This window comes from Roseomonas sp. TAS13 (assembly GCF_001950415.1).
GTDB classification, from domain to species: Bacteria; Pseudomonadota; Alphaproteobacteria; order Acetobacterales; family Acetobacteraceae; genus Roseomonas; species Roseomonas mucosa.
Window position 1 is genome coordinate 1 of sequence record NZ_BDLP01000737.1, and the last position, 854, is coordinate 854.

An 854-nucleotide genomic window follows, 5' to 3' on the forward strand; every position below is an offset into this window, starting at 1 on the left:
AGAGCGCCTAACAGAACCGCCTAATCTGGCCGAGGCAGACGAGGGCGCAGGCGAGTGTGGTGAAGGCGAGGTGGATGTCGGCGCGGCGCTCGTAGCGGATGGTCAGGCGTCGGTAGCGGGCGAGCCAGGCGAAGGTACGCTCCACCACCCAGCGGTGTCGTCCGAGGCGGGCGCTGCTCTCGATGCCACGGCGTGCGATGCGCGGGGTGATGCCACGGGCGCGGCACTCCCGGCGGCAGCGACGGTGGTCGTAGGCCTTATCGGCGTGGAGTTTGCCCGGCCTTTGCCGTGGGCGGCCGCGATGGCCGATCCTGATCCGCGGCACGGCATCCAGGGTGGGCGCCAGCATCATGCTATCGTGCCGGTTGGCCCCGCTGAGCGTCAGGCCAAGCGGCGTGCCGCGGGCGTCCGTGACGAGGTGGCGCTTCGTGCCTGGCTTGCCGCGATCCGTCGGGTTCGGGCCCGTCTCGGCGCCCCCCTTTTCGCCGGAACAGTGGCACTGTCCAGCGCGGCCCGCCGCCAGTCGATCTGCCCCGCAGCCTGCAACCGCTCCAGCAGCAGGCGGTGCAAGGCGGCCCAGACCCCGGCCGCCTGCCAGTCGCGCAGCCGTCGCCAGCAACTCATCCCGCAGCCGCAGCCCATCTCGGCGGGCAGCCTCTCCCATGGGATGCCGCTGACCAGCACGAACACGATCCCCGTCAATGCCGCCCGGTCCGCCAGCCGCGGCCGCCCGCCCTTGGGCTTGGGCTGCTCGGGCGGCAACAGCGGCTCAATCGCCGCCCAGAGATCATCAGAAACCAAAGGCTTCGCCATGCCCACAGAAACGCATCATACCGGGTTTAGTTAGGCGCTCT

The 854-nt window shown here is 70.5% G+C and carries 1 protein-coding gene; it reads right to left on the reverse strand.

Going from position 1 to position 854, the window contains the following annotated elements; all coding sequences use genetic code 11:
• Positions 1-7: 7 nt before the first annotated feature.
• A protein-coding gene (locus ROTAS13_RS25920; protein WP_139323602.1) for an IS5 family transposase occupies positions 8-813 on the reverse strand; the annotation gives its coding sequence in 2 pieces (ribosomal slippage) (positions 8-477 and positions 477-813; 807 coding nt in all).
• Between the last annotated feature and the right edge of the window lie 41 nt (positions 814-854).